This window comes from Thaumasiovibrio subtropicus (assembly GCF_019703835.1).
Classification (GTDB): Bacteria; Pseudomonadota; Gammaproteobacteria; order Enterobacterales; family Vibrionaceae; genus Thaumasiovibrio; species Thaumasiovibrio subtropicus.
Genome location: NZ_AP023054.1, coordinates 514829 through 537140, shown reverse-complemented (window position 1 = coordinate 537140; position 22312 = coordinate 514829). Strand labels below are relative to the sequence as shown.

General features: G+C 47.2%; 19 protein-coding genes. 4 read left to right on the top strand and 15 right to left on the bottom strand.

Annotation, left to right across the window (positions count from 1 at the left end):
- Positions 1–24: 24 nt before the first annotated feature.
- The gene (ribF, locus tag TSUB_RS02565; RefSeq protein ID WP_087016370.1) at positions 25–960 is read right to left on the bottom strand and encodes a bifunctional riboflavin kinase/FAD synthetase; all 936 of its coding nucleotides are present in this window, start codon (positions 958–960) and stop codon (positions 25–27) included.
- A 61-nt stretch (positions 961–1021) separates the two neighbouring features.
- Positions 1022–2581 (bottom strand): murein biosynthesis integral membrane protein MurJ, encoded by a 1560-nt coding sequence (gene murJ, locus TSUB_RS02560; protein WP_087016369.1) that lies wholly within the window; start codon positions 2579–2581, stop codon positions 1022–1024.
- A gap of 202 nt (positions 2582–2783) precedes the next feature.
- On the opposite strand from murJ, the gene rpsT reads away from it, so the two are divergent.
- Positions 2784–3044 (top strand): 30S ribosomal protein S20, encoded by a 261-nt coding sequence (gene rpsT / locus TSUB_RS02555; protein WP_087016368.1) that lies wholly within the window; start codon positions 2784–2786, stop codon positions 3042–3044.
- A 91-nt stretch (positions 3045–3135) separates the two neighbouring features.
- Here the strand turns inward: rpsT and TSUB_RS02550 are convergent, their stop codons facing one another.
- The 3 genes from TSUB_RS02550 to nhaA all read right to left on the bottom strand — a co-directional run bounded on the left by TSUB_RS02550 (position 3136) and on the right by nhaA (position 5695).
- Entirely contained in the window at positions 3136–3426 is a 291-nt protein-coding gene (locus TSUB_RS02550) for an ArsR/SmtB family transcription factor (RefSeq protein WP_087016367.1), read from the bottom strand.
- A gap of 52 nt (positions 3427–3478) precedes the next feature.
- The gene (gene nhaR, locus TSUB_RS02545) at positions 3479–4369 is read right to left on the bottom strand and encodes a transcriptional activator NhaR (RefSeq protein ID WP_087016366.1); all 891 of its coding nucleotides are present in this window, start codon (positions 4367–4369) and stop codon (positions 3479–3481) included.
- A 168-nt stretch (positions 4370–4537) separates the two neighbouring features.
- Complete coding sequence (gene nhaA / locus TSUB_RS02540; protein WP_087016365.1) at positions 4538–5695, bottom strand: Na+/H+ antiporter NhaA; 1158 nt, start codon at positions 5693–5695, stop codon at positions 4538–4540.
- Positions 5696–6135: 440 nt separating this feature from the next.
- Between nhaA and TSUB_RS02535 the strand changes: the two genes are divergently transcribed.
- Positions 6136–7284 (top strand): Na/Pi symporter, encoded by a 1149-nt coding sequence (locus tag TSUB_RS02535; RefSeq protein ID WP_087016364.1) that lies wholly within the window; start codon positions 6136–6138, stop codon positions 7282–7284.
- Between the two features lie 245 nt (positions 7285–7529).
- Here the strand turns inward: TSUB_RS02535 and TSUB_RS02530 are convergent, their stop codons facing one another.
- From TSUB_RS02530 to rppH, 5 genes are all read right to left on the bottom strand, one after another.
- Positions 7530–8381 (bottom strand): thymidylate synthase, encoded by an 852-nt coding sequence (locus TSUB_RS02530; RefSeq protein ID WP_087016363.1) that lies wholly within the window; start codon positions 8379–8381, stop codon positions 7530–7532.
- A gap of 77 nt (positions 8382–8458) precedes the next feature.
- Positions 8459–9265, bottom strand: a complete 807-nt coding sequence (lgt, locus tag TSUB_RS02525; RefSeq protein WP_087016362.1) for a prolipoprotein diacylglyceryl transferase — start codon at positions 9263–9265, stop codon at positions 8459–8461.
- 7 nt (positions 9266–9272) lie between these two features.
- The gene (locus TSUB_RS02520; RefSeq protein WP_087016361.1) at positions 9273–10091 is read right to left on the bottom strand and encodes a sulfite exporter TauE/SafE family protein; all 819 of its coding nucleotides are present in this window, start codon (positions 10089–10091) and stop codon (positions 9273–9275) included.
- Between the two features lie 7 nt (positions 10092–10098).
- The gene (ptsP, locus tag TSUB_RS02515; RefSeq protein ID WP_087016360.1) at positions 10099–12354 is read right to left on the bottom strand and encodes a phosphoenolpyruvate--protein phosphotransferase; all 2256 of its coding nucleotides are present in this window, start codon (positions 12352–12354) and stop codon (positions 10099–10101) included.
- A gap of 27 nt (positions 12355–12381) precedes the next feature.
- A complete protein-coding gene (gene rppH, locus TSUB_RS02510) occupies positions 12382–12888 on the bottom strand; it encodes an RNA pyrophosphohydrolase (protein ID WP_087016359.1) in 507 nt (168 codons plus the stop codon).
- Between the two features lie 680 nt (positions 12889–13568).
- On the opposite strand from rppH, the gene mutH reads away from it, so the two are divergent.
- Positions 13569–14243 carry a DNA mismatch repair endonuclease MutH gene (mutH, locus tag TSUB_RS02505; RefSeq protein ID WP_087016358.1) on the top strand — a complete coding sequence of 225 codons (675 nt, stop codon included), beginning with the start codon at positions 13569–13571 and terminating at the stop codon, positions 14241–14243.
- 322 nt (positions 14244–14565) lie between these two features.
- A complete protein-coding gene (locus tag TSUB_RS02500) occupies positions 14566–15600 on the top strand; it encodes an NADP(H)-dependent aldo-keto reductase (RefSeq protein ID WP_087016357.1) in 1035 nt (344 codons plus the stop codon).
- 46 nt (positions 15601–15646) lie between these two features.
- Here the strand turns inward: TSUB_RS02500 and TSUB_RS02495 are convergent, their stop codons facing one another.
- From TSUB_RS02495 to prfB, 5 genes are all read right to left on the bottom strand, one after another.
- Positions 15647–16873 (bottom strand): serine hydrolase domain-containing protein, encoded by a 1227-nt coding sequence (locus tag TSUB_RS02495; protein ID WP_087016356.1) that lies wholly within the window; start codon positions 16871–16873, stop codon positions 15647–15649.
- 137 nt (positions 16874–17010) lie between these two features.
- Positions 17011–17262: a hypothetical protein gene (locus tag TSUB_RS02490; protein WP_246616390.1), complete on the bottom strand. Its 252-nt coding sequence runs from the start codon at positions 17260–17262 to the stop codon at positions 17011–17013.
- A gap of 549 nt (positions 17263–17811) precedes the next feature.
- Positions 17812–19083 (bottom strand): dicarboxylate/amino acid:cation symporter, encoded by a 1272-nt coding sequence (locus TSUB_RS02485; protein WP_087016354.1) that lies wholly within the window; start codon positions 19081–19083, stop codon positions 17812–17814.
- A 534-nt stretch (positions 19084–19617) separates the two neighbouring features.
- Entirely contained in the window at positions 19618–21123 is a 1506-nt protein-coding gene (lysS, locus tag TSUB_RS02480; RefSeq protein ID WP_087016353.1) for a lysine--tRNA ligase, read from the bottom strand.
- 17 nt (positions 21124–21140) lie between these two features.
- Positions 21141–22239, bottom strand: a protein-coding gene (gene prfB / locus TSUB_RS02475) for a peptide chain release factor 2 (RefSeq protein ID WP_107924940.1) whose coding sequence is annotated in 2 segments (ribosomal slippage) — positions 21141–22163 and positions 22165–22239 — 1098 coding nt in all. Because the reading frame shifts where the segments join, the coding sequence is not laid out codon by codon here.
- Between the last annotated feature and the right edge of the window lie 73 nt (positions 22240–22312).

Below are 22312 nucleotides of genomic sequence, written 5' to 3'. Positions count from 1 at the left end.
GATTCTCAATTCCGTTAATTGACATTACTTATTGTCAGCAAGCCATTGCCGGGCTTGCTGAGCATCACGCTCTATTTGCGCTTTTAGCTCCTCGAAAGAAGCAAACTTTATTTCGTCGCGCAGCTTTAACCGCAACACGACCTCAATTTGTTGACCATATAGGTCTTGTTGGAAATCAAATAGATGTACTTCCAGTTGTTGGCGCACCCCATTGACCGTAGGGCGATTACCAATATTTGCAACCCCAGAGTAACGGGTGTTGCTTCCCGCGATATTCACCTCAACAGCATAAACGCCGTGGACGGGAGAAACGCGCCGCTTCAAAGGCACATTCGCCGTGGGAAAACCAATTGTGCGGCCTAGCTTTCGGCCGTGCGAGACGCGTCCGGTCAAACTGTATGGACGACCGAGCAATGCCGCTGCACGCTCAAGCGCATCATTGGCTAGCGCTTCTCGAATCGCAGTGCTACTGACGCGCTGTTCTTCGACACAAAAGCTTGCGGTACTGACGACTTCAAAACCGTACTTTTTACCTGCTTGTTGAAGCATGGCAAAGTTACCATGCCGACCACGCCCAAAGCAAAAATCATCACCGACAACTAAGTATTTCACATCTAGCTTGTTAACTAACAAATCGTCAATAAAGCACGCCGCTTCCATCGCGGCAAAATGCTGATTGAAGTTAACACAAAGCTGACGATCAATTTGTTGCCCACTCAGTTGTAAGTACTTATCGCGAAAACGGGTCAGCCTTGCAGGGGCTTGTTCACCTCGAAAGACTTCTTGAGGTTGCGGTTCAAAGCTCATCACCACAGCGGGTAGCCCTAACGCCGACGCTTTATCTTTCAACTTCGATAACACTTGCTGATGGCCAAGATGCACACCGTCAAAATTACCAATCGTCAACACGCACCCGCGATGAGATGGACGTAAATTGTGAATGCCTCGAATAAGTTCCATAAGCCCGTTGAAAGTGATCACTACCAGAACCGACGGATTATAACCTAGTCAATGCCATCATTCAGCCCTCTGAGCGGAGATGATGCACTCTAAGCCCCAAAATCACCAAAATTAGCAGATAACTCAAGGCTCCCATTGCGATCAAACCGCCAAGCCAAGCAATACGAATAGCAAGTCCCATCGCCAACCAAGCCTCAAAGGCAGGCATCATATAGACGATCACAGCGCCCATTACCGCGACAGCAACAACAAGGCGCAAGGCAAACAGCAGCGTCTGACGACTTACTCGGTATACACCTTGGCGATGAAGTCCTTGATAAAGCAGGCTCGCATTCACGAGCGCTGACAATGCCGTCGCCATCGCAAGACCGACATAACCATAAAAGTACGCGAAGATCGCATTGAACACCATGTTCGACGCCATCGCAATGATGCCGAACTTGACGGGCGTTTTCGTATCTTGACGGGCGTAATAACCCGGTGCCAGCACTTTAATCAACATAAAATTGAGCAGACCAGACGCATACGCCAGTAGCGAGAGCGAGGCTTGGTTTACATCACTCACCCCAAACTCACCGCGCATAAACAACACCATAAGCATCGGTTTTGCTAGCACCATCAATCCGACCATCGCTGGCACACCGAGCAACAAGACCATCCGCACACCCCAATCCATGGTGGAAGCAAACTGGCTCGACTCAGCATCAACATGCTTACGCGACAACACAGGCAAGATAACCGTTGCAATCGCGATACCAAACAGCCCCAGAGGGAACTCTAATAAACGGTCTGAGTAGTAAAGCCAACTGATGGACCCTGAGGCGAGAAAACTCGCGATAAAAGTATCAAACAACAAATTAATCTGACTGACGGAGACACCAAACATTGCCGGGATCATCAGTGTGCGAATTTTCACCACCCCAGGATCATTCCACCCCCACTGTGGCTTCACAAGCAGACCTTGTTTGATCAAAAACGGTATCTGAAACAAAAATTGGCTTAAACCGCCTAAAAACACCCCGATCGCCAAACCCACTTCAGGTTGGGCCAAGTTTGGCGAAATAAAGGTCGCGGCAGAGATAATCGCAATGTTTAAAAAGACTGGCGTGAATGACGAAACAGCAAACTGCCCTAGTGTATTGAGAATCGCGCCAGACAATGCAACAAAAGTAATAAACCAGAGATACGGAAAAGTAATTTTTAACAGAAAGCTCGCCAGCTCAAATTTGTCCGCTGATGGGCCACCATTGATCCAGTCTAAAAACCAACCAAAACCAAATAACGCGGTAATGACTCCTGAACCGAGGACCCCCAGTAAGGTCACAATCGACACAATGACACCTAAAGTACCCGAAGCTTTAGCGATTAAATGGCGCGTCTTATCAATATCTCCACTGGCATGATACTCGGTCAGCACAGGCACAAAGGCTTGAGAAAAAGCCCCTTCAGCAAAAAGGCGGCGTAAGAAGTTAGGAATTTTATTGGCAAAGAAGAAGACATCCGCGGTTGCACCTGCCCCCATCAAGTTCGCTACAACAATATCGCGGACCAATCCCAGTACCCGCGAAACTAAAGTCATAGCGCTAACAATGACCCCAGAGCGCAATAAACGCTTACTCACAAAAAAAACCTCGTAAAAATGACCCGAAGTGGTGACGTGTGGGTCTGAATGCTGTTAGAATATGTCGCCATATTAACCGTGTTCTTCCGCTCATGCCAAGCAAACTTGGTTAGGCGGTATTTTGCACAATTTTAGTTGACATTTTGGGGTTATAAAGGCATAGTCCACCGCCTTAAAATGTCACCATGTTGGAGTTAGACCCTTGGCAAACATCAAATCTGCTAAGAAGCGTGCTATCACTTCTGAAAAACGTCGCCAGCACAACGCTAGCCGTCGTTCTATGATGCGCACCTTCATGAAAAAAGTATTCGCTGCTATCGAAGCTGGCGACAAAGCTGCTGCAACTCAAGCTTTCGCTGAGATGCAACCAGTTCTAGACCGTGCTGCGACTAAAGGCCTAGTTCACAAGAACAAAGCTGCTCGTCATAAAGCGCGTCTTTCTGCAAAAATCAACGCTCTGTAATTTATTACTTAGTGTACTTTTTGCGAAAAAAACCGGCATAAGCCGGTTTTTTTTTACGCTGAATTTGGTGAGCCTTCGTCTCACACACTCACTAGCAGTAGAGCTTTTGCAATAACTGCATCATCTCTCTTACTTCCACACTTTTAAGCGAATAAAAGACCGTTTGAGACTCTTTGCGCGTCGCGACTAACTCATCACGTCGAAGCCAAGCGAGATGCTGTGATAACGCAGATTGACTCAACTTGAGCTTCTCACATAATTGGCCGACAGACAGCTCCTGCTCTAGTAAATAGCATAAGATAAACAGCCTACGTTCATTTGCCATCGCTTTCAGCAAGGTAACAGCCTGAGGCGCATTTTTTTGCATTTGCTTCAAGTCCATTCTCTACCTCTCTGATCTACTCTTCTCTTCATTTACTGATCAATTGCCTGCCTTAACTCTCAAACAAATTGCTAAAATCCGCTTCGCAAATCCGTTTAACCGCTGGATGTTGAATCATCCGCTCAGCAAAGATCACGTAATACTCTTCCGTCAGTTCTTCTATCTGCGCCACTTCTCGCATTTCATCACTACGGCGAAACTCACTCGCATATAAGCTTGGTGCAACAAACATCGCTTGGTGCTCAATCGCAAAGGCTTTCATCAACGCCACATCATCAAACTCGCCTATGATGTTCGGTTGTAACCCCTGCTGTTCAAACCACTGGATTAGTTGACGCCCCATAGAGGACTGCGATGCGGGAATCAACACATCATGTTGCTCAAGGCATTCAGGAAAGCTCTCGACTCGAATACGTTTCGAGCTAAAGAGACTCATTTTTGAACCGCCGAGTTTTTTACTATAAACCCCTGAGTCTTGCGCCGAACCTATCGGACAATCAGACAGGATCATATCGAGTTTATGCTGAGATAGCTGCTCAAGTAGCAACTCGTGTGTCGACTCACAACAACGCAAATGAATGCGCGCATCATGGGGCATACCCACCCCGAGAATACGACTGACAATTCGCTTAGAAAGCGCATCCGCGACACCGACTTCAAACAAGGTATTCTCACGCTGGCTATAGTTGATAATATCCAACATTTCATAACTTAAGCCAAACATCTTGTCGCTATATTTGTACACCAACTGGCCTAATTCGGTCGGCTCAACATTTCTTCCGGCCCGTTTCAGCAACTTGCCGTTAAAACGTTGCTCCAATACCTTTATTTGTCCGGTCACTGTTTGAGGAGCAACAAATAGGGATTCTGCGGCACGGCTCACTGAGCCTTTTTTGCAGACCATCCAAAAGTAATAAAGGTGATTGTAATTCAGGTGAGACATAATTTTAGATCGACTCCGCTGCCCTGCTCCGCAAGAACAAGGCTAAAGTTCGCTAGCATTTAGGCACTTTAGCATAAAAAACACCGCAGTATCAGCATATGCTAATACTGCGGTGCGATTTTATGTCATCCTAAAGGTATGAAGCAGTCATTTAAGCACGTATTGCGCTTAACCACGCGTTGTTGCAGGCTTGGGTAACGACTGCCAAAGTAGGAAATAACCCACAATGGCGGCGGCACTCGAACCGATTAGAATCCCTAAACGCGAATAAGTAATAAACTCAGCCGACACATCGCTAAATGCCAGCGAGGAGATAAATATCGACATAGTGAAGCCGATACCACACAACACTGACACCGCAAATATCTGCTTCAAGTTTATGCCCTCGGGAAGCCTCGCCACCTTAAATTTGATCGCTAACCAAGAGGCCAGATAGATCCCGATAGGTTTACCAAGGAACAGCCCCAACGCAATACCTAGCGGTAAGGTATCAAGCAGCCCATCCACAGATACCCCTTCTAGTGATATGCCCGCATTAGCAAATGCAAATAGAGGCAAGATCAGGAAGGCAACCCAATAATGGAGCTTGTGCTCGACGATCTTCAACGGCGATTTTTCGCCAGGTTTACCCTCTAACGGAATCGCGAATCCGAGGACAACACCCGCGAGAGTGGCATGCACACCGGACTGTAAGACACTTACCCATAAGATAAAGCCAACAAGTAAGTACCACCGCAACTGAGTGACGTTCTTTGCGCTCAGTATAAAGAGGAGTCCGGTTGATACAAACGCAACCGTCAGCGCAAGCACAGACAGGTCACTACTATAAAACAGCGCAATAATAATGATGACACCGAGATCATCAATGATAGCCAATGCCAATAAGAAGACTTTCAAGCTCACTGGCACCCGTTTCCCCAATAGCGCCATTACGCCTAACGCAAAAGCGATATCAGTGGCAGCAGGGATAGCCCAGCCTTCAATCGCGACCGGATCTTGGTAGTTAAAGATTGAGTACACCGCGGCTGGGGCAACCATGCCGCCAAACGCCGCAATAGCAGGAAAAATTGCCTTCTCCGTGCTGTTTAGCGCACCTTCAATCAGTTCACGCTTAACTTCTAGGCCGATGAGTAAAAAGAAAATGGCCATCAGGCCATCATTAATCCAGTGCTCGATGGAAAGATTGAAAACATAAGTATGTAAGGCATGACGGTATATGTCACCGAGTCCTGAGTTCGCGATAAACATTGCTACAGCGGCAGCGGCGATGAGCACAATGCCACCCGCGGATTCCATTTTTAGAAATTTTTTTAATGTATCGGACATAGTCCGCTTCTCCTATCAACACGACTTGCAACACAATGAAACAAGGTGTTGCTAAATATTACCGCGCAGACACACTTTGAAAAAAATCGTTTCTTCCCACTCTATTACTCGGTATTTCCGAAAAATAAGATTCCAGCTACGCTGAGTCACTACTTTTCAATCCATGCTAATCAAATAGTTATAGTTCTATGTATCAGACTCTGCAAGAAAGGCAGGTGAAGAGAAGTGTGTCAGCTCAGAGACTTGGCAAACGTTTGCGACGTTGCAAAGTGACTATTTGTTCATTGAGCTTTACGTCATAAGGTGGGAAACAAGTCGAAGATTTATTCGTCAGAAAGAAAAGTGTCATATTACTGAAATATTCGATCTCTAACATCCGCCTCAGATTTCAATTCTTTGACACAAATATGACAGACAACCCTGTCATGGAGAGAATACTTATGAGTACTCAAGCAACCACAGCAGCACCGCAAGAAAGTGGTAAAAACACCCTACGCTGGCTGCAACTCGGTGTAATGCTGTACTTACTGCTGGTAGCAGTGTCTGTGGTCAGTGGCGGCTTCAAAATGGCGGTCGGCGATCAGGCAAAAACCCTATTTGAATTTGCGTCACATCCTATCGCGGGCCTAATGATTGGTCTCATCGCAACGGCACTAACGCAATCTTCTAGTACTGTTACCTCTATTACTGTTGGTCTTGTGGCAGGTGGTTTACCTGTTGAGACGGCCATCCCTATGGTGATGGGTGCCAATATCGGTACAACTACAACTAACACGCTCGTGAGCCTAGGCCACGCGCGTTGTAAGGAAGAGTTCCGTCGTGCGTTCGCTTCTGCAACCATTCACGACGTGTTCAACCTACTCGCCGTCTTTATCTTCCTTCCGCTTGAGATCATGTTTGGCCTTCTCGACAAAATCTCTGAGTGGCTCGTCTCTCCTATGATGGCAGCGGGTGACATGAGTGCTGCAAATAGCTTCAACTTCGTGAAACCGCTTACAGCGCCTGCTGTCGACGTCTTTAAGTCTCTCGGCAAAATGTTCCCAAGCACTACTGGCGGTATCGTTATGATCGCTTTGGGTATTGCTATCATCATGATCGCGATTAGCATGATGGGTAAACTGATGCGTAAGTTGATGGTTGGCCGTGCGCGTGACATCTTAAAAGCGGCTATCGGTCGCGGTCCGCTACATGGTATCGCATCAGGCAGTGTCGTTACCGTTTTGGTTCAATCATCATCAACCACGACAAGCTTGATGGTGCCACTGGTCGGTACAGGTGTCTTAAAAGTACGTGATGTGTATCCGTTCACACTCGGTGCAAACATCGGTACGTGTATCACAGCCCTTCTTGCTGCGACAGCAGTAACAGGTGAGTTTGCTGTGTTCGCACTGCAAATTGCACTGGTACACTTATCATTCAATGTTATGGCAACGGTATTCATCTTCTCGATTCCGTTCCTACGCGAGCTACCAGTGAAAGGCGCATTCCTACTGGGCGATCTCGCTGCGAAGAGCAAGATGGCAGTACTGGCTTATCTCGTCGCCGTCTTCATTGCATTGCCAGGTATCATCCTCGCAATCACCATGTAATCAAAAAGATTATAAAAAATAAGACAGATGGTTTTGCGCCTTATCACTTGATAAGGCGCTTTTTTTGTCTATCGACCGGACGCACCTTTCGAACGCTTCAATAACACAATAAGTCTCAGGGGTTGGCTCAAACCCAGTCTCAGTTGATTTTGAGAAGCAACGACAGCACTCACCTCGAATACATAAAAAAACGCCTCACATCGCTGTGAGGCGTTTTTTATCACTCATACATATTTACCGTCAGACTAGACCGAAAAAGGGTATTTAATCGCTTCGTGATGCTGATAACCGACCACTTCAAAGTCATCCAACGTCACCCAGGTTTCTAAGTCATCCAGTGATTTAATCTCAGGATTTATTTTCAACTGAGGTGATGGGAAAGGTTCACGCTTGAGCTGTACATCACGCATCAACTCGAGCTGATCTTCATAGATATGCGCATTCACGATTTGGTGATAAGCCTTACCCGCTTTTAAACCCGTTATCTGCGCCATTAAAGCAAGCAACGTAAATACTTGTACTTGGTTAAAGTTAAGGCCAAGCGGTACATCACAAGAACGCTGATAGCTGGTGAGATACAGCTTATCGCCAAGCAATGAGAACGTATGGGTGTGCATACACGGGCGTAAGCAGCCCATGTCAAACTCACCTGGATTATAGAAGGTCAGAATCTCGCCCCGATCATCCATTCCTTTTTCTAAGTTTTCGACAACCTTACGCAGTTGATCGATAGTGGAACCATCCGGTTTTTGCCAACGACGGCCTTGCACACCATAGACGCGCCCCATGTCATCCTCGCCTTTACGGTGAGGGTTGTTCAGCCATGCTGGGTTATCATTAGCGTTAGCATTCCACGTGTTACACCCTATCGCGCGGAACTGTGCCGCATTATCATAACCACGCAGGTAGCCGAGTAGCTCAGCGATAGCCGCCTTCCAAAAGCTCTTTCGGGTCGTAATCAATGGAAACTGGTTATTCTCTACATCATAAGTCAGTGTATGGTTAATTACTGTTAAACAGCGCTTACCTGTGCGCTTGTTCTCTACCCACTCACCTTCGTCAACAATACGTTGACAGAGATCTAAATACTGTCTCATGACTACAGCTACCCCAAAAATGAAAAAGACGCGGTATCATACCGCGTCTTTTCACCGATGTAGAGCGGTGTCGCTGTTTAAGCTTGCTGAGGTTTCTGGTTGCACTTATAGGCCCATACCATCATCACCAAGCCACCCAACACCATCGGCAAGGATAGGATTTGCCCCATACTTATAAAGCCACCAATCAATCCAATATGCGCATCCGGTTCGCGGAAATACTCAACGATAAACCGGAATGAACCATACCCGAACAAGAACAGACCAGACACGGCGCCAGCAGGGCGAGGCTTGCGAATGAACCAGTTGAGAATGAGGAACAGTGCAATCCCTTCCAGTGCCATTTGATACAACTGCGAAGGATGGCGCGGTAGCGCTCCACCCGTTGGGAATACCATTGCCCATGGTACATCAGCAACGCGGCCCCAAAGCTCACCATTGATAAAGTTACCCAAGCGCCCTAACGCCAACCCCATCGGGACAAGTGGCGCGATAAAGTCCGCCACTGAAAAGAAAGTTCGGCCATGCTTGCGACCATACCACCCCATCGCTGCAATCACACCCAATAGACCGCCATGGAAAGACATACCACCTTTCCAAACCTCGAAGAGATAAAAAGGATTGTCTAAGAAGAGGTCGAAATTGTAGAAGAATACGTAGCCAAATCGGCCACCAACAACAACACCGAGAAAACCCGCAAAGAGCAAATCACTGACCTGATCACGCGTCCAACCACTGTTAGGCTTATCCGCTCGACGATTGGCTAGCCACATCGCAAACAGAAAACCAAACAGATACATCAATCCATACCAATTTACCGCTAATGGTCCAAGCTTTATCAATACAGGATCAATCTGCGGAAACGTTAGATAACTTTGTGTCATTTATTGTTCATCCTAAAAACATTCGAATGCTGACCACCAGCAAAAACAAGGCAAAGAAGCGTTTTAATCGCTGAGTTGGCCAACGCGACACCAGTTTAACCCCGAAACGTGACGTAAACGTGGATGTCATGACAATCCCTGCCCAAGCAGGTAAATAAACATAGCCCAAACTGTAATCGGGTAATCCTTCACTGCCCACACCATGGCCAATGAAGCCCAACATGCCTGCGATCGCAATCGCAGCACCAGTTGTTGCTGAGCAGCCTATTGCGAGGCGCATTTCGGTACTGTGTCGATTGAGATAAGGCACAGTCAAAGAGCCACCGCCAATACCCGCTAACGTAGATATTGTCCCTATCACACTGCCTGCAGCAAAACCGCCTCCCCATCCTGGCAAAGGACGAGTCGCCTCAACACGCACTGTGAGCATCATCTGCAGGGCGAGAAAGAGTACTATAAAGGCAAAGACTTTAGGCAAAAGTTCCGTTGGAATCCAATCCGCGAGGGTACTACCCAGCAAACCGCCCACCAACATCCCTGGCAATAACAACTTCACGGCTTGTAAATCGACATTGCCCGCTTTGAGGTGATTTCGTGCCGCCGCGCTCGATGTCAGTACAATACTGGCTAACGATGTCCCTAAGGCCAGCGGCATTACCACCTCAGTGGCGACCCCAACCTCAGGTAACAAAATGCAAAGTGCAGGTACAACGAGCAATCCTCCACCTATGCCTAAAAGACCAGCAAGGACGCCAATAATTGCACCTAGAAAGAGACAAAACAAGAAAACCAGCAACGCTGGCTCAGAGAACAGTTCAACTATCATGATTTCGTTATTTACCAGCGCGGATAAACCCACCCAGCTCGAGTTCTTCAATGTAGGCGGTGAGGATGTCACGAATCGCCTCTGCCGTTACGGCCTGACGACAAGCATCTGCCATTGCGACCAACGTGCTGTGATCCGTTTTGCGAAGAATATATTTGATTTTGGCAACGTTGCGGTTGTTCATACTCAGCGCATCGTAGCCCATCCCAACCAACAGCATCGCTCCCAAAGGATCACCCGCTAACTCGCCGCAAATACAGACTGGCAAGTTATATTGCTGACCTTGTGCCAGAATCACATCCAATGCGGCAATGACCGAAGGATGAAGCGCATCATAAAGGGAAGCAACTCGGACGTTATTACGATCGACGGCAAGAAGATACTGGGTTAAGTCATTACTTCCCACTGAAAGAAAATCAACCCGGCCACGTAAATGATGCAGCTGATAGAGCATGGATGGCACTTCAATCATCACACCAATACGCGGGCGAACCAACTGGCGGGATTCGAGCACCGCTTGCTTCGCGACTTCGACATAAGCTTGGTTGATAAGCGTTAGCGCGTCATCTAACTCAGCGATACCGGATATCATCGGCAACAAGATATCCATGTTGCCCAAGTCGATACTGGCGCGCAGCATAGCCCGAATTTGGATTAGAAAGATATCTGGGTGATCCAAGGTAAAGCGAATGCCACGCCACCCTAAGAAGGGGTTGTCTTCCTCAATGCTCAAATAAGGTAATGGCTTATCGCCACCGACATCTAACGTACGCATCACGACACGTTTGCCCTGATAGGCACTTAAGATCTCTCGATATTGGTGAAGCTGATCTTCTTCAGAAGGAAAGCTGCGCTGGAGTAAAAAAGGCACCTCGGTACGATATAACCCAACACCATCGACCCCGTGGTTAATGGAAATCGTCGAATCCGCACTTAATCCAGCATTGAGATTCACCTCGATGGGATAACCGTCTTGCGTTTCACAAGGTCGACTGAGCTCTTTCTCAACCGTTGCGGTAAGTTCTTCTTCCTCACGGGCAAGCTGCCGATATTCGTCAGCCACTGCTGGGCTAGGCGCGACCAACACATCGCCTCGATACCCATCCACAACCACCAACTTACCGTGCACGAGTTTAGGTTCGAACTCAGCCCCCATAACGGCTGGGATACCTAACGCACGCAATAAAATGGCAGCATGAGAGTTAGACGCCCCTTCCATTGAAACCACGCCAGCCAATTTCTCACGCGGTATCGCCGCCAAAGTCGCAGCAGTCAGCTCGCGCGTGAATAACACCCGCACTTCTGGCCACTCAAACTGTGGCTGCGCATCATTGTTCAAGTAATAGAGTAAGCGTTGCCCTAATTCGCGAATATCTTGCGCACGCTCTTTGAGATAACTGTCTGTCATTTGGGCGAAGCGCTGAGAGTAGGCTTCCACCACTTGCCTTACCGCCCATTCAGCCTGTGCCTTAGCATTAATCTTCGCTTCTAAATCACGACGTAGCATGGGATCGTTCAGTAAATGACTGAATAGGTCGAAAATGGCTAAGGTTTCTTTTTTTAAATCGTTATCGAAGCGTTTGCGAAGACGGCGAAACTCGTTGCTTGCTTGCTCCATGGCGAGATAAAGACGATCTAGCTCTTGATCTGCATCCAAACTTGATGTTGGCAACACCTTTTCAAGCTGGGGCTGATCATCATCCCAAAACCCATTTGCTACTGCGACACCGCTTGAGGACGGCACCGCTTGCAGTTTGAGCGTCTCATTATTCTCTAGCCATACACCTTGGGCTTTAGCGTGCGCTAACGCGACAGCCAATTGCGCTGCGAGCGTGACAAGGAAGGATTCTTCAGACTCATCAAACTGTCGCTGCTCTCGCTGCTGAACAACTAACACGCCTAACACTTGCCGACGATGGATAATCGGCGTACCGAGGAATGATTGAAAAGACTCTTCGCCAATACCGGGAAGATGTTTGAAATGTTTATGTTGGCTGGCATCTGCGACGTTAATAGGCTCAGCGCGTTGGCCCACATAACCCACCAGCCCCTCGCCAAATGCTAGGGACACGGCACGATGCGATTTATTTAGCCCCTTAGTCGCCATAAGATGGTAACACTGGCTGCGCTCATCCGTGATGTACACAGAGCAGACTTCGGTTTTCATCGCACGACATGTCGAGCTAACCAACATCTCCAATGCCATTGGCAAGCTCGCTGTACCAGCAACCTGTTCTACTATGTCGCGGAGCTGTTGTAACATCGCATCGCCTCAATTCCTCGCAATCAGTTATCGCCGTTTGCGACGTCCTTTGCGCTCCCTGAATGGCATTGCTGTTGCGCTAAATTCCTTCAATGCACGACGATAAACATCCCGCTTAAAAGAGACAACTTGCCTTACCGGATACCAGTAACTAACCCAGCGCCACCCATCAAACTCAGGGGTACTGCTGCGCTGCATGTTCACCTTTGATTCATCGCATTCTAAGCTGAGCAAAAACCATTTCTGTTTTTGCCCGATACAAACGGGTTTCGAATCCCACCGCACCAGACGTTTTGGTAATTTATAGCGTAGCCAATGACGGCTTGTCGCCAAAATTTTCACGTCTTTTTTAGTAAGACCGACTTCCTCATACAGCTCTCGGTACATCGCTTGCTCAGGGGTTTCGCCTTCATCAATACCACCTTGAGGAAACTGCCAAGAATGTTGTCCATATCGTCGAGCCCAGAACACCTGACCATGGCTGTTACATATTACAATCCCTACGTTAGGACGGTAACCATCGCCATCTATCACTGGACGACCTCAATCAAAATTTTTTAATGCTTTGATTTTTTCACAGAAAGGGGTTGTGGGTAAACCTTCATTCTCACGATCTGCCACTTTTTATCGCGTTCAGTGCTGTTAATGTGCATTTACCCCCACAAAACTGACTTATAAACACTCAAATGAGACATACGCCACATTTATTCACGCTTTCTGTGAATAACTTTGTGAAGAACAACCTAAAAACTGCTTTTTGCCTTATTTTTCGTCAATACACCGATAATAACCCGATCTAACCACGAAATATTAATCTTTTAAAAACAACAAATTAAACCACCAATGCACAAAAGATCCTCAGCAAAAAAAAGATCAAAAAAACACCACCAGCTGATCGCTCAAAGATCCACCACATAGGGTTTTATCCACATCCAGAAATCTGATCTTCTCTAAATTGCGATTTTGAGCTGACTATTAAAGCAGCAAACCCCTGTATATCCAACCAAGATCACCTTTTTGATTATTTACTGCCATCTCGCTTGTGGATAACCTTGTGTGTGACTACCAAATAGCCTGTGCTTGAACAAAGATCAATCAGTGATCTTTTTTGTGCGTATACGCACTTTGCTCATACTCACGACGCAGCCGACACCATACTGCACTTGGGGATCATCGCAAGAATGATTACAATACGCGATTCAAACGAGGATACTATGCAGCAGCCCCTTCCCCCACAAAGTGAAAACGAACTTCTTCAACGTGCTTGGCAACTCGCAGGGCTCACTTTGGGTGAACTTGCTGCAGAGGCAGGTCTTCAATGTCCACAAAACCTACGCCGCGATAAAGGCTGGGTCGGACAATTACTCGAATGGCATCTCGGTGCTGAAGCAGGAAGCCGACCCGTACCCGACTTTGAACAACTTGGCATTGAACTGAAGACAATACCGATTAGCCATCTAGGAAAGCCATTAGAGACGACCTTTGTCTGTGTAGCGCCTTTGGTCGGCCTGCAAGGGATCACATGGCAACAGTGCCACCTAAAACACAAGTTAGCACGTGTGCTTTGGATCCCCGTAGAGGGCGAACGTGAAATTGCCATTAGTGACCGCCGAGTGGGAAGCCCTTTGCTTTGGAGCCCTTCAGCGGCCGAAGAGTTAGCGCTAAGGCGTGATTGGGAAGAGCTTATCGACAAAATTGTCCTTGGTGACGTCGAAAACATTACCGCGAGAGATGGAGAAGTGTTACAACTTCGACCAAAAGCCGCCAATGGCAAAGCCCTCACCGATGCTTATGGCAAAGAGGGGCAGATTATTCAAACTCGTCCACGTGGCTTTTACCTTAAAACGCAGTTCACCGCTGACATCTTAAGCCGACACTTCATACACTGAATCGTCTCCTCAACGCCAAAACGTACCCACCGACCTCCCATGAGATAGGGCGATCATCGCGATGATCCTAGCGCGCGTTTTACCCTAAACCTCAACCGAAGCTGCACCTTAACCAATCAAGAAACGCCGCGCTGGCGAGCAACGTCAACCTCCCGCTTTATGGTCTTGCTCAGCAACCGAGATTTGAACAGTCTGTCCTAAAACAAGCTATCCACTCGCGTCGAATTTCAACCATTCCTCAGAGAGTTATCATTAAAAAAATCTAGGCACGCTTTACCCCCTCAGTTATAGTCATTGAACAGGAAGTGTCCATGGAGGTGTTATGGAATACCGCAAAATACCGCATTCAACACTAGAAGTTAGCCGTATCTGCCTAGGTACAATGACCTTTGGTGAGCAAAACACAGAAGCTGAGGCCCATAGCCAACTCGACTTCGCTTTAGAGCGTGGCGTCAACTTCATCGATACCGCAGAAATGTATCCAGTGCCACCCAAGGCAGAGACACAAGGTGCAACAGAGCGCTATATTGGCTCTTGGTTACAAAAGAGTGGTAAACGCGACAAGGTGATCCTAGCGAGTAAAGTCGCAGGTCCAAGAGGCGTCCCTCATATTCGTGACAATATGTCTCTCGATCATCGCAACATTCATGATGCTGTCGAAGCAAGCTTAGAACGATTGCAAACCGATTATCTCGATCTCTATCAAGTCCACTGGCCTCAACGTCAGACCAATACTTTTGGTACCCTCAACTACCCCTACCCGGAGGAGAATCAGGGCGTCACCATACTTGATACCCTAGAAGCACTTGCCGATCTAGTGCGAGCGGGCAAGATCCGTTACATCGGCCTTTCAAACGAAACACCATGGGGTGTAATGAGCTACCTCCGACTTGCAGAAAAGCATGCCTTACCTCGTCCGGTCACTATCCAAAACCCCTATAGCCTGCTGAACCGCAGTTTTGAAGTCGGTTTGTCAGAAGTGAGTCACCATGAAGGGGTCGAGTTACTCGCCTACTCTCCACTCGCGTTTGGTACTTTGAGCGGCAAATACTTGAACGGCGCCAAGCCTAAAGACGCACGTTGTACGCTTTTCGAACGCTTCAGCCGATATTTTACCGACCAAGGTGTCGCTGCGACACAGGCTTACGTGGATGTGGCGCACAAACATGGCCTTGACCCTGCGACGATGGCACTGGCTTTTGTTAACCAACGTCCTTTTGTGGCCAGTAACATTATTGGTGCGACCAACCTGCAGCAGCTTGAAGCCAACATCAACAGTATTGATCTCAAGTTGAGTGACGAAGTGATGGAGGATTTACTCGCCGTTGGCACGCAATATTCAAATCCTTGCCCATAATCGCACGAAAGCAAAACTGAGAAGTGGGCTCTTAGAGAGCCCATTTTTATTTCTGGTTTTTTGAGACAAACTCTATCTCTTTACCCAATGCCGCAGGAAGAATATAGTCAGCCACTAACTTGAATGGCGCAGCCATAATCTTTTGAATTTTAAGGGGTGAATGCCAAGTTAAATTCGGTTTATGCAACCATTCCCCCGCAAACATCACCACGATCATCTCTTGTTCAGGAAAAATGAACAGAATCTGATTCCCGTAACCATGAGACATCAAAGCAGGTATCCACACGGGGTCAGCAAAAACACGCTGGAAGATAGACTCAGGACGAAGGCGGAAGAAAGGATGGTACCAATACCGGCTGTAGCTCATGCCAGAAGAGACATTTAGAAACGCGGCGTCATAACTCTCCTCAATCCACTGCTTATCAACCAGTTGCGCGCCATTCCACTCCCCTTGATTAAGATAGAGCTGGCCTAATTTCGCAAAATCACGTGCTGTTAGACTCAATCCCCAATCGTAAGCAATACCACCACCCGCGCGTTGCAACCAAGTATTCGTTGTGATGCCCAAAGGATTAAACAAGTATTGCGACGCAAATGCATCTAATCGCATCTTAGTTGCCGCTTCAATGCTTTTGGCTGTTAGCTCCACCGCCGCGCCACTATATTGAAACGTCTCTCCAGGCGCATAACGCATCCCCCGATTAAAAATAAACGCCATCCGATCCTTTTCCGCTATGTGCGAAAAGTCATACCAAGGGTGACCGGCTTGCAAACGGGAAGCCCCGTTCTCAACAGCTTGCCACTCATCAAAATCAATCCCTATCGCCATATCGAGGGCATGTTGCAAGGTCATGCTTTTCGCACTGCCTTGCATCAACCCTGCGTACTCTGGCAGCAACTCTACAATAGGCTTTTCAGTCGAATCGATAAAACCTTGTTGTAAAGCGACACCAGCCAATATCGACATGACAGACTTTGTCGATGAGAACAGCAGATGTGGCTGTTGGGCATCATGGTTTACATATTGGTATTGCTCGTAGCCCACCATGGTAAATTCGTCATCAAAATAACGTTCATAAGCCAAGACGCCATCCTTAACCACCAACAACGCATGCAACCGATGGGACTCTTTATCTAACGCGTCGTCGAGTTGCTGAAAAGAGTCATGGGATAACCCGACATCACTCGGCGTACCGAAACGAAACGTACTTTCGTTAGCAAGGCAAGGGAAGCCGATAAATAGTAAGAGGAAAGTAGTGAGAAGTGATTTCATAAACGTGCCTATTGGGTGTTATCTGCATTGATAGCGAGATCCTAATAGGGACGGAAAGATTGCATTGCGAGGCGGTTAACAGCAACACATTAAATAAAATTCATCTTCCCCCTCCTCCGCAGAGAAGGGGGTGATGATTACGTTATTCGTCTAGAGCTTAAGTATCGTCTGAGATGACGAACCGTTTTTGTCGCACGCTGTTTTGGCGGCGCATTGTAAGCAATTCGACCATCTGGATCGGCGCCAATGTCTCGCAACAAATGCGCATTAAGATGCGGATAGTCGATCTTCACTCGTCGATGGGCAGCACGCCACTCTCGTTCTTCACGATAGATGTCTAAGCGAATAAAAAGTACAGCAAGTTTAATGTATAGGGATTGAGTCATCATGATTCTCCGGTTTAGTTTTTGGTGCGGAGATCATCTTTAGCGAGGTATTTTTATTGCAGCGCCGCAGATGAAATCCGCGGCTAACGAGCAACGGATCAGGAGGTAGCAGTATCAGACTGCACGCGGGGTGCAGCGGTACGTTCACCACTAAAGACGACATGATCTAATGCATTGATAATAAACATTTTATCGCCTCCGTGTTGGCTATGAATCCGTTGAAAATTTCACTTGTATTGTTAATGTTTGGTGTGCAGATATCAAGCACTTATTGGTGCATTGTTAAACAAAACAATGAAGCTCTAATGTTATGAGTTATAACCAGATAATATAGATAATTACGGCAACAAAAGCCGAAGATAGTAGAAGAAAACTCGTACTCACTGACAAGCACAAAACGAGACAGTACAGTTTGTAAGATATTGTTTTTGATGTGTTTAACAATACTTCACAAACTGCACACCCTCATTCTATAACGAATCAGATGGCTCAGCGCTTCCCATAAAAAAGCACCGCGCTAGGCGGTGCTCTCATACAAGAATCTATCTTTGACTAGGCGTTGCTTGTTGCTTCAGCCTGCGCCATTTGTTCTGTGTCTAGCTCGTTCTCGCTTTTCGCAACAATGGTGTTCACTGCGGTATCGCCGACGACATTTGAACTGGTACAGAACATATCACAGATACGGTCAACAGCAGCGACAATCGCTAAGCCTTCTGCTGGTAGCCCCAGTTGGTGAATCAGTACACCGACCATAACAACACCACCACCTGGTACACCACCCGCACCAATAGACAGAAGCAAAATAGTCAGGCCTAGCGTGAAGTAGTCTGCCGTGTTAATTGGCGTACCGAAGGCATTGGCAACAAAGATGGTCGCCAATGCGATATAGATAGAAACACCGGACATGTTCATGGTTGCACCTAGAGGTACACCAAAGCCCGCGACAGATTTAGAGACGCCGATTTTGTCCGTCAAGGTGCGCATGGTAACTGGAATGGTCGCATTTGAGCTAGCCGTCGACAGTGAGAACAGCACTTGCTCACGGGTCTTACGCAAGAACTCTGACGGCTTCATCCCTGTGGTCAAAGCAACTGCCGCTGGGTAGAAGAAGAAAATCCAGAACACAAGTACAGAGATAACCAAGACAACATAACCAGCCACAGAAGCCAGCGTATTGGCGTCCAAAGTCGCACCTAGTTGCACCATCAAGGCGAATACACCGTATGGCGCAAGGCTCATGACGAGGCCAACCAATTTCATCATCACTTCATTGGTCATTTTGAAGGTACGAATGGCAGGGCCACCACGTTGATCAAGCGCTTGAATCGCAAGACCAGTCAAAATCGCCATAAAGATGATTTGCAGCATGTCACCACTTGCAAATGCCTGCACCGGGTTACTCGGCACAATATTCACAATCAGAGAAAAAATATCAGGCGTTTCAGTTGTTGTCAGTTTCACCGCTTCTGATACTGAACCAGCTAAGTTCGCCCCTGCGCCAGGTTGGAAAATAGCGCCGAGAGTCAATGCAGCTGTAATCGCGATAAGGGTATTAATAATGTAGAGTGCAAAAGTTTTTCCACCCAATCGACCAAACGCTGTGACATCTTTTAGTTCAACGATACCGCACACGATAGATACGAAGACGAGCGGGACAACAAGGAGTTTGATCAAAGAAACAAACATGCCGCCGACCCCTTCTGCTAAACCAAGCAGATAGGTATCCATGATGGCTACGCCACTAAACAGGTATTGAATTGCTGTCCCTAAGATCAAACCTAAGAACAGACCGGTAAAGATTTTTCCAGACAAAGACTTGGACATAATTTCTCCAGATGTTATGCCATTTATTGCAAAGTTATTAATATCTATCACTACATTGGCGACAGATGTTGGCATTTTACATAGATGAAACATCTGAGAAAGGTCGTTATCACTAACACAATCAGCTAGATTATCGAGCAAGTGTATCGAAATGTGGCAAAAACGCAGATAAAGGACATTGAAAAGTCACGATCATCATCGAAATTAGAATTTTCTACGCGCATAAATAATGTTCAACAACGTGAAGGGAGTCACTAACAGTTCGTTTACAGTGACGATACAAGCTGCTTATTTTCAGCAGATATTTCCATTTTTAGTTGACTGGTAGAACAAAAACCAAACAGTTCTGTCATTAAAATAGAAGTTAAAAGGATATATCGCTTTCAATAAACCACTCTTTTTGTGCTAAAGATCACAAGCGAGATCAATGAAAGCGAAGTGTCGCCAAGAGGCTGTCCAACGAAAAACAGAAGAAAATTTGGCATAAAAAAACCACCCTCATGGAGGGTGGTTTACAATGAGCATCAGCAAGAACTATTTTGCTTGAGGACGCATCGCAGGGAATAGCACCACATCGCGAATGGTATGTGTGTTGGTAAATAGCATCACAAGACGGTCGATACCGATACCCATACCCGCTGTTGGCGGCAAGCCGTGCTCAAGTGCAGTAATGTAGTCAGCATCGTAGTACATTGCCTCATCATCACCCGCATCTTTCGCATCAACCTGCGCTTTAAAGCGCTCATCTTGATCTTGGGCGTCATTCAGCTCAGAGAAACCGTTACCCACTTCACGCCCACCGATAAAGAACTCAAAACGATCAGTAATGAACGGGTTTTCATCATTACGGCGTGCCAATGGCGAGATATCCGCTGGATACTCAGTGATAAAAGTTGGCTGTAGCAATTGTGGTTCAGCCGTTTCACCAAATGCCTCTTCAAGTAGTTGACCACAGGTCATGAACTTCTCGACGTGCACACCCACCGACTTAGCAATCGCCGCCATATGCTCACGATCTTGCACTTTCTCGTAAGTCAGCGCTTGAATGTCTGCATGATCAGGATTGTACTTCTTCAACGCGTCTAGCATGCTCAAACGAGGGTATGGGCCTTCAAAGCTGATTGTTTCGTCACCGTAAGGCATATCGAAACTCCCCAATACCTCTTTCGCGATACCCGAAAGCATGTCTTCCGTAAGATTCATAAGATCGCGGTAGTCAGCATACGCCATGTAGAATTCCATCATAGTGAATTCTGGATTATGGCGAGGCGACAAACCTTCGTTACGGAAGTTACGGTTGATTTCGAAGACACGTTCGAAGCCACCCACAACCAAGCGCTTCAAATAAAGCTCTGGCGCAACACGAAGATACATATCGATATCTAACGCGTTGTGATGCGTGATAAACGGACGCGCAGTTGCACCACCAGGGATCACATGCATCATTGGTGTTTCAACTTCCATGAAATCTTTTTGGATCATGTAGTTGCGGATAGCACTCACGACTTTAGAACGGATCTTGAATGCTTGACGCGAATCTTCGTTGACGATCAAATCAACGTAACGTTGACGGTAGCGCTGCTCTTGGTCAGTCAGGCCATGGAACTTCTCAGGAAGCGGACGTAGTGCTTTTGTCAGCAGTACATACTCTTCCATGTTGACGTACAGATCGCCTTTGCCCGACTTATGAAGCGCACCTTTCACACCGATGATGTCACCAATATCGAGGCCGTTGTACTGCTCTTTCAGCACTTTTTGCACATCTTTCGCTGCATAGGCTTGAATGCGGCCAGACACGTCAGCAATCGACAGGAATGGACCACGTTTAGCCATGATACGACCCGCAATAGCAACGATATTGTTGTCTTGCTCAAGCGCTTCTTTACTCTTTTCACCGAATGCCACTTGAAGATCGGCCGCGAGTGAATCGCGACGGAAATCATTAGGGTGGCCGTTCGCCTTACAGGTTTCGCGAATTTTATCTAACTTCGCGCGACGTTCGGCAATCAGTTTATTTTCGTCTTGTAACTGTTCAGTCATTGCTTACCCTTAATGGATTACAGCCCAGACTTAAGGCTGGCTTCGATGAAACGATCTAAATCACCGTCAAGGACGGCTTGTGTATTGCGGTTTTCAACACCGGTGCGCAAATCTTTAATGCGAGAGTCATCCAGTACGTATGAACGAATCTGGCTACCCCAGCCAATATCAGACTTGGCATCTTCGTTCGCCTGTTTCTCCGCATTTTGCTTCTGCATCTCAAGTTCAAACAGTTTTGCTTTCAACTGCTTCATCGCTTGATCTTTGTTCTTATGCTGAGAACGGTCATTCTGACACTGCACAACCGTGTTGGTCGGTAAGTGCGTAATACGTACCGCAGATTCTGTGGTGTTAACGTGCTGACCACCCGCGCCAGAGGCACGGTATACGTCAATGCGTAGATCAGATGGATTGATATCAATCGCGATATTGTCGTCAACTTCAGGGTAGATGAAGGCAGACGCAAATGAAGTATGGCGGCGACCACCAGAATCAAAAGGTGATTTACGCACTAGACGGTGGACACCGGTTTCAGTACGCAACCAGCCATAAGCGTATTCACCTGCGATGCGAACAGTTGCCGACTTCAAGCCAGCAACTTCACCTTCGGACACTTCGATCACTTCGGTTTTAAAGCCTTTGGCTTCCGCCCAACGTAAGTACATACGCAGCAACATAGACGTCCAGTCTTGTGCTTCCGTACCACCCGATCCTGCTTGCAGATCGATATAACAATCAGAACTATCGTGATCGCCGGAGAACATGCGGCGGAATTCCAGCTTCTCAAGCTTCGCTTCAAGATCTTGCAACTCAGGCTCGATCTCATCAAACGTCTCTTGATCTTCAGCTTCAATCGCTAACTCAAGCAGCCCTTCCACATCGTCAACACCCGCCACCAAAGTGTCAATGGTATCAACAACAGCTTCTAACGACGCACGCTCTTTACCCAATGCCTGAGCACGTTCTGGCTCATTCCACACATCAGGTTGTTCAAGTTCTGCGTTTACTTCTTCAAGACGCTCTTTCTTCGTCTCATAGTCAAAGGTACCCCCTCAGGACTTCAGTGCGTTGTAGCACGTCCTCAAGGCGGTTTTTAATAGGATTAATTTCGAACATTGCCACTCATCACAGCCGAAATGGACACAGTGGCGAGATTCTAGCGAATTGTCGCTGGAATATACAGCGTTGA